Origin of the sequence: Candidatus Oscillochloris fontis, assembly GCF_004138135.1 — a bacterium.
Classification (GTDB): Bacteria; Chloroflexota; Chloroflexia; order Chloroflexales; family Chloroflexaceae; genus Oscillochloris; species Oscillochloris fontis.
This window is the reverse complement of the sequence record NZ_RYFD01000083.1, coordinates 1-7,630: the sequence shown is the minus strand read 5'-3', so window position 1 is coordinate 7,630 and position 7,630 is coordinate 1. Positions and strand designations below refer to the sequence as shown.

Here is a 7,630-nt window from a genome sequence, read left to right as displayed (position 1 = left end):
GCGTCCTTGCGTCCTTGCGTCCTTGCGTCCTTGCGTCCTTGCGTCCTTGCGTCCTTGCGTCCTTGCGTCCTTGCGTCCTTGCGTCTTTGCGTCTTTGCGTCTTTGCGTCTTTGCGTCTTTGCGTCAAAACGGAATGCTCCTTGCCTCAAATGAGTCCCAACGAGCAGACGATCTGCGGCTCCATCGAAAGATCCTCACGCTGCTCCTGAACATAACAGAGCTTCTGCTCATCACGCAGCACCTTGGCCAGATCGGCCAGTTGCTCGGCACTCGCGCCGCTGCGCAGTTGGCGGTTGATCGCGTCGGCTGCGCCGGGGCGCAGGGGGAAGCGGTAGATCTCGTCAATGGTGCGCTCTAGTTCCTCACTCAAAAAGAGCGGTGCGGTGGCGTGCAGATGATCGCGGTAGGCCGTCAGCTTGGTGTAGAGACGGTAGCGCGCCCCGCGTGGGCTGCCCAGACCACCACCCAGCGCCTCGCGCTCCTCCACCAGTTTGAAGGCCGCTTGTACCAGATCGTGATGCTGCTCGGCACGCGGAACCGCCGGGGTGGCCAGCGTACACGCCGCCGCCCGCAGGATCGCATACTGCGACTGGGTCACGCTGGTGCCGTCGTCGTGCATCCAAGCCAAGGTGTCCACCCCGCTAGCCGACTTGAGGTAGACCAACACCCCCGGCGGTGCGGTATAGGGTAGCGCCGTGATGGGTGCGGTCGGGTCATCCCGCCGCCGCGCACTATAGACCACGTCGGGCATATCTTCAATGATCGTCTTCAGACTGGGACTCGCGGCCAGCGCGTTGCGCCAGATCTGATAGGCGTAAGAGGCCAGATCCACATCCTGATCCTCGGCATCATCAAGGCTACCCGCCGTCTCGGTGTAGAGATTCTGAAGCAGACGCTGTTCCTGCTCCTGGTCATCCTGCTCAAAGAACTGCTCATCGGTGCCGACCACCTCACCATTCTCCTTGAGGCGCTGGCGCACGCGGCGACGCAGCCCAATGATCGCTTCGATCCCCGCTGCCGGCAGAAAGGTGTGACATGTCACCGTATCCGACTGCTGCCCAATGCGGTCAACACGCCCCGCCCGCTGGATCAAGCGGATGATCGCCCAGGGCAGATCGAAGTTGACCACTTGGTCACAATCCTGCAAGTTCTGGCCCTCACTCAGCACATCGGTGGCGATGAGGACATCAATCGGGTTCTCCAGCACCGTGTCATGACTGACCCCATTCGAGCGGGGGCTAAAGCGCTGCACGCATGCGGTCGGATTCTCCGACTGCCCCGTCACCCCAACCACCCGTGGGATACCCGCCGCCTGAAGCTGCGTCACGAGGTAGTCTACGGTATCCGCGAACTGGGTGAAGATGAGCACCTTCTTCCCCGCCAGATCGTGGAGCACATCCAGCAGCGCCAGCAGCTTCGCATCGTGAGCCGGGTTCCACACGCCCTGAGCGGTAAGGATCTTCAGCAGCGCATCCACATCGGCCTGAAGATCGCGCTGAAGCTGGGCGGTGAAGAGCGCGGGCGAAAGCCACTTGAAGCGGCTGCGCATGGGGCCAGCATAGAGTTGGTAAATCTGCTCTGCCCGCCGCTGATAGCCTTCGAGCGGCAGCGGATCAGGACTGGTCGCCGCTGCTCCCGCAGAAACCCCACTCCCCGTCTCCTCATCACTGGCCGCCTCCTGCACCGCTGCGCTCTCGGCATCCAAATCGGTATCCGTGGCCAACAGATCATCCGTCTGTGCGCCCAGCGGGATGGGCTGATGGGTCGCAATCGCGTGCAACACGATCATGTTGCGCAGAATATGCCGATCCAGCGACTGCAAAAAGACCGCGCCGCCCGATTCGAGGCGCTTAAAGAGATTCGTCCGGCAGAAGCCCATCAGCCGCTTGCCCGCCCGCGACAGGTTCTCCAACAAAGGACGTTCCGCTGCGGTCGCCTTGCGCGACGCATCCGAGCGCAGGTAAGTCGCAAGACCATAGCGTGGCAGCGACAGCGTTCCTATCGCATCCACCACCGCTGGGGCATAGAGTTGCGCATAGGGGTCAGTGGGCATCGGTGTGGGAACCACCACCGTCTTGGGGAGCCGCTCTGGGAAGTAGAACGGCGTCGCCCCATGCAGATCAAGGAAATAGCGATTACGCAGCGGATCATAGGTCGCATAGTGCTGCTTAATGAACGAGCGAGTACGACGCACCATAAAGAGGCGCATCAACTCGCGCCAATCATCAGCGAAGGGACTCTGCTCGAAGGCCCGCAGCGTGCGCGGCGACACCTGCGCCCGCTGAAGGTCATCCTCACCTCCAGCGCGGAGGTAGGCATCCGGGCGCATGCCCAGATCGCGGTCATCGGGCAAGAAGAGACGCAACTGCGCACTCAGATCGCGGTAAGACTTGTTGTAGGGGGTGGCCGAGAGCAGGATGACCTTACACTCCTTCTCGCCGAAGGCATGCACATAGTCGGCAATCGCGGTATAGCGGCGACCCTCAGGATTGCGCAGAGTATGCGACTCATCAATCACGATCAGCTTATAGCGGGGGGGCAGGTTGGGGAACTCCTTCTGCACCAGACTATAGGGAATGATGCGTGCGCCCAGATCCCAATCGCGATTGTACTGCTCCCACATCGGCACCAGATTCTTCGGGCAGACAATCACCGGGCGCAGATTGAAATCATCGCGGAAGATCCGGACGAGCGCACTGGCCATCATCGTCTTCCCCAGACCCACCACATCACCCAGCAACACCCCACCGCGTTCGTTCAGGTGGCGTGCCGCAATCTTGACGGCGGCTTCTTGGAAGGGGAAGAGCTTGCCCCGAAAATCACGCGGAAGCGAGAACGCATTCAGCCCAGCGCGGGCCTCTTCGGCCAGGTGGTAGGCCATCTTCAGGAAGATATGATAGGGCAGGCGCTCCACCCCAGCCCAACTCGCTTCGAGCGCTACGAGCAGGTCATTGGAGATATCCACCGACCACTCATCCTCCCAGCGGTCGGTGAACCAGAGTTCCAGCTTCTCGGTATCGAGATCATCGGTAATCTTGGTATTCAACTCGCCCTGCACCCGCAGACCCGACATGGTCAGGTTACTCGAACCGAGGTAGGCCGTCACCGGATTATCGGGATCATCGCGGTAGGCAAGGTAGAGCTTGGCATGCAGGTTATAGCGCAGATGCAACTTCACCTGCACCTTACCAGTGCGGATCTGCTGGCAGAGCCGCTGAAGCGCGGCCTCATCGCGGTTGGACGGAGCCATACCGACAAGCTGCTGGCGAAACGCCGTAGCCACACGGCTCTTCAATTGGGCAGCGCGGGCCAGATCGAGATCATCTTCATCGTCCCCACCCTGGCGCAACGAACGCTGGAGGCGACGCAACTCCTGATCGGGACTCTCACTCATCCCAATCAAGACGCGGCAAGAGCCATCCACACCACCGGCAAAATGATCAATCGCATCGGCAACCTGACCCCACCCGCTCAGGCGGAAGAAGCCGATACAGAAATCCGCACGATGGGCATGCTGAAGAGTCTTGAGCAGGGCATCAACCAACTTCTGGTCAATGTTATCGAAGATCTTCGAGGGCTTCTTGGCTGGTGGCATAGAATATCTCTCCGGCTTTGAAACAACGCACTTAGCCCAGAGGATCGGCCTGGACAAGCGGAGGTGTATTGAGGAAGTGGTATCCCGTCACGACAATCCCAGCAACAAGCGCCATCTCGCCAATATTGGCCATAATCCCAATCTTCCTGGCCAGACCAGCCATAACAAACATCGTGAGCGAACCAACAAAGAGCCACGGCCAACGATTATGGATCGCAATGCCCAATCCAGACACCATAACCATAAGAATTGTCGCCATCTCAGGCAATGGTAGCCCCCTCGTAGCTGCATTGGAATAGCGCAGGGTACCCATATCAAAATTCGGTACCATATCAAGTTTGATCATATCAACATAGATCCCACGCCCCAACGCCAAGAGCGTCACACCCCAAAAAGTAACGATCATCGTCCGCTGTTTAGCCCACGTTACCCCCGCCTGTTGCGCTAAATACAGCCCTACTAGCCCAAAGAATGATGATGCTGTCGCGTGGGTGATATAGCGCGGATAATTGAGCAACATCAGGGTTCGACCGGGGCCAATCATGTGGCCCAAGCCAATCACGAGGTTATCGTAGACCAGCGCAGTGACGGTAGTCAGAAAGGGTATGAGTACCCAATGGGGATTTCGAATAAAGAGACGGGTAGCAGCAGCCAAGAGATTAAACTGTATAGAAGCGCAAGCAAAATAGATAGTACTCATGTGGCTTGGTTTATGTTGATTCAGCAATGTTTTGATTTTCATAGAAGTAGCCTCAATATAGATACTCTTTCACCCGTTCCTGCACCGAGATCATTGTAACTGATAGACAGAGGGGGCGCAACGAAGCCCCCGGTGGGGGTTTGGGGCACAGCCCCAAGAACGTTGCCCATGCCCTATGGGGGTGAAGATAATGCCTTGACACTGCCAGAATCAGCGTGCTATACTCCGTTACAGGATACGATAGCAAAGTCTAACGAAACGGCTGATCAGTACACGATGGGCATCGAGCGCAAAGAACAGGGCACAACCCGGCAGAGCATCCTCCAACTGCTGCGTCGGCATGGCCAGATGACAGCGTTAGAACTAAGCGAATCGCTCTGCATTGGTGCGGTAGGAGTTCGCCAACACCTCGCCACGCTCGAACGCGATGGCTTGGTGGAGATCGTTGGGCTACGCCGCAATGTTGGCCGTCCGAGTCACCTCTACATGCTCACCAGTGAGGCCGAGGGGCGCTTCCCCAAGCGCTATGACCGCATCGCGCTCGATCTGATCAACTACATGGCCGAGGTGGGCGGGGCACCGGCGATTGACTCCTTGCTTGATCGGCGGCGCACCATTATGAACCGCGACCTACGCCCACGCCTAAGTAACAAAAACCGGTGTGAGCAGGTCGCCATGCTGACCGACATTCTGATTGAGCAGGGCTACATGTGTGAGTATGAGCAACTTGAGGATGGCTCATTCACGCTCACCGAGTACAACTGTCCGATTGACTGCATTGCTCGGCGTTACCCGCAGATTTGTGGCCAAGAGCGCTTGCTCTATGAAGATCTGATTGGTGTGGCGATCACCTGTGAGAGTACGATTGCGCAGGGCAGCCACTGTTGTCGCTACCATATCCCTGCCTGAGTAGGGGCGAAGCATCGCCTGCGGAAACACTACTGGTGCGGTTGCCTATGCTTCGCCCCTACGCCCCAAACTGCACTTTTTTGATCGTGGTTGGCGGCGAAGCCGCCAACCACGATCAAAAAAAGATCTTCGGGGGCGGTTTTGCCGCCCCCGAACCCCCATCGGGGGATGGATTCCTTGGATACGCTGTTGTATAAGGAGAACGACTATGGCGTTCGAGTTACCCCCACTGCCCTACGATTACACCGCGCTGGAGCCTCACATTGACGAGGCGACCATGCACTTCCACCACGATAACCACCACAATGCCTACGTGACCAACCTGAACAATGCACTCGCCAAGTACCCCGAACTGGCCGACAAGAGCCTAGAGGATCTGCTGGGCAACCTGGATGCGATCCCGGAAGACATCCGCATGGTGGTACGCAACAATGGTGGTGGACACTGGAACCACTCGCTCTTCTGGGAGGTGATGGGGCCAGATGCGGGTGGCGAGCCGGATGGTGAGTTGGGCGCGGCGATCACCGCTGCCTTCGGGAGCTTTGCCGCGTTTCAGGAGAAATTCAAGGCCGCTGGCATTGGGCGCTTCGGGTCGGGCTGGGCCTGGCTCGTGGCCGCCCCGGATGGCACCCTCAGCATCACCAGCACCCCCAACCAGGACACGCCCATGATGGAGGGCAAAAGCCCCATTCTGGGCCTGGATGTCTGGGAGCATGCCTACTACCTGAAGTACCAGTTCAAGCGCCCCGGCTACATTGACGCTTGGTGGCATGTCGTCAACTGGGCCAAGGTGGCCGAGCTGTATGCCGCAGCCAAGGGCTAAACCCTAAACCCTCTTTTTTCTCTGCTGGTGGCGGCGAATACGCCACCAGCAGAGAAAAAAGTTCTTACTCCTCTACCACCCCCACGTCCCCGGACTACCCTTAAACGGCCCAACAATCTCACTCGTAATCCAACCTCCATAAAACTCACCCGGCTGCGGCGTCACCAGTTCTGTATCAACATAACAGGCATCCATCGGGCGCACATAGAAGGCCAGATAGCCTGCGATTGCGGCGAAGGTAGGCGTAGGATTCAGGTATGTCCAGGCCACATCCACCACCCGCGCATCACCAATACGCAGCGTGTAGTAGGTTGCTTGGCCCTTCCACTCACACACGCTGCGGCGGCTGGTGGGGCGCAGGTACTGCATCTGGATATCGTCGGGTGGTAGGTAGTAGACGGGAGGGTGGCTGGTTTCCAGAACCCGGTAGGCACGGCAGGTATTGACGATCTCAATCCCTTGAAAGATGATCCGAATTTGACGACGGGTTGGTTCTAGGCGCGGTGGGCGTGGGTAATCCCAGACACTCTCTTGTCCCGGCCCAGGTTCGATCCGCGTAATCATAGCAATGCTCCTTATTATTTGTGAAAGAATAGGCTTTTTTTACTATAACATAACACGATTCAAGACAACAGTGCGAAGCCATAATCATACAAGTATTCGGCGTTGATACGTGCTAAAGATACTAATCAGCGGTACAATACAAAGAAGCCCAGCTTCTTTACAAACGCGGCTCACCATATGTACAGATGTACGGAGCACATGCAGCCTCAAGATAACAGGTCATACACCCACTATTTCAGCACCATCCGTGGCCAACTTCTTATCGGCTTGGGGCTGATTGTGCTACTTGTACTGATTACGTCGTTGATTGCACTCACTGGCCAGCAGGCGGTCATGCAGCAGATCAACAGTACCTTTACCAAGGCCACCGAGGAGCGTGATCTGAGTCTTCAGGTACAGAATGCCTTTCTGATGGCGCACCAGCATGAGACAGAGTTCCTTGGCCATTGGCGGGAGTTGGATCGTGATCAATCCCAACATTTGGTTCAGGCTAATCATGACTATCTGGATGAGGCACGCACCTCCCTCGATCAGCTTGATGCATTGCGCAGCCTTGAGATGACTCCGGTTGATCAAGCGCTCGCCGACGCAAGTAGTGCGTTACGCCCACGTATTGAGATGTATGAGCAGACCTTTTTGGCCACCGTGGCGAAGATTGAAGAGCGTGCGCCGCCCCATGGCCTCGAAGCTCAGATCCAGGTTACGTTGCAGCAAGTAGAGTTACGTACCCGCATGCTGGACGATCCCGCAATTCATGTCTTAGCCCTCCAGTTGCACACTGCGATGCAAGCCTATATCTTCACGCAGCAACCCGAGTCGCGGGTTGCCGTAGAGTCTCAACTGAAGCTGTTGATTGATCGGTTGCAAGGGGTACCAGACGACGAAGTATTGCTGCGCGATGTGCAGGATGTTCAATCTTCTTTTATCGTACTTGTTGATATTGATCAGGAGATTATGCATAACTCACCTTACGCAGTACGTATGTACGGATAAAGACGGTCTTTCGTGCCAGATCATGCTCCTTGCGTCGCCCGTAGCG

Annotated in this window: 6 protein-coding genes; 3 read left to right on the top strand and 3 right to left on the bottom strand. The window is 57.2% G+C overall.

Translation table 11 applies throughout. The annotated features are described in order from the left end of the window. Positions 1 to 145: 145 nt before the first annotated feature. The gene (locus EKD03_RS17670; RefSeq protein ID WP_129633695.1) at positions 146 to 3,595 is read right to left on the bottom strand and encodes a helicase-related protein; all 3,450 of its coding nucleotides are present in this window, start codon (positions 3,593 to 3,595) and stop codon (positions 146 to 148) included. Positions 3,596 to 3,626: 31 nt separating this feature from the next. Beyond that, a complete protein-coding gene (locus EKD03_RS17665) occupies positions 3,627 to 4,295 on the bottom strand; it encodes a hypothetical protein (RefSeq protein WP_129633694.1) in 669 nt (222 codons plus the stop codon). A 276-nt stretch (positions 4,296 to 4,571) separates the two neighbouring features. On the opposite strand from EKD03_RS17665, the gene EKD03_RS17660 reads away from it, so the two are divergent. Further along, the gene (locus tag EKD03_RS17660; RefSeq protein WP_238613577.1) at positions 4,572 to 5,204 is read left to right on the top strand and encodes a helix-turn-helix transcriptional regulator; all 633 of its coding nucleotides are present in this window, start codon (positions 4,572 to 4,574) and stop codon (positions 5,202 to 5,204) included. Positions 5,205 to 5,412: 208 nt separating this feature from the next. Beyond that, positions 5,413 to 6,027, top strand: coding sequence for a superoxide dismutase (locus EKD03_RS17655; RefSeq protein ID WP_129633690.1), 615 nt, complete (start codon positions 5,413 to 5,415; stop codon positions 6,025 to 6,027). Between the two features lie 72 nt (positions 6,028 to 6,099). Here EKD03_RS17655 and EKD03_RS17650 read toward each other — a convergent pair whose 3' ends face one another. Next, complete coding sequence (locus EKD03_RS17650) at positions 6,100 to 6,591, bottom strand: DUF427 domain-containing protein (protein WP_129633688.1); 492 nt, start codon at positions 6,589 to 6,591, stop codon at positions 6,100 to 6,102. Between the two features lie 198 nt (positions 6,592 to 6,789). Here EKD03_RS17650 and EKD03_RS17645 point away from each other — a divergent pair, with 198 nt between their 5' ends. Next, positions 6,790 to 7,584 (top strand): hypothetical protein, encoded by a 795-nt coding sequence (locus EKD03_RS17645; protein ID WP_129633686.1) that lies wholly within the window; start codon positions 6,790 to 6,792, stop codon positions 7,582 to 7,584. Positions 7,585 to 7,630: the final 46 nt, after the last annotated feature.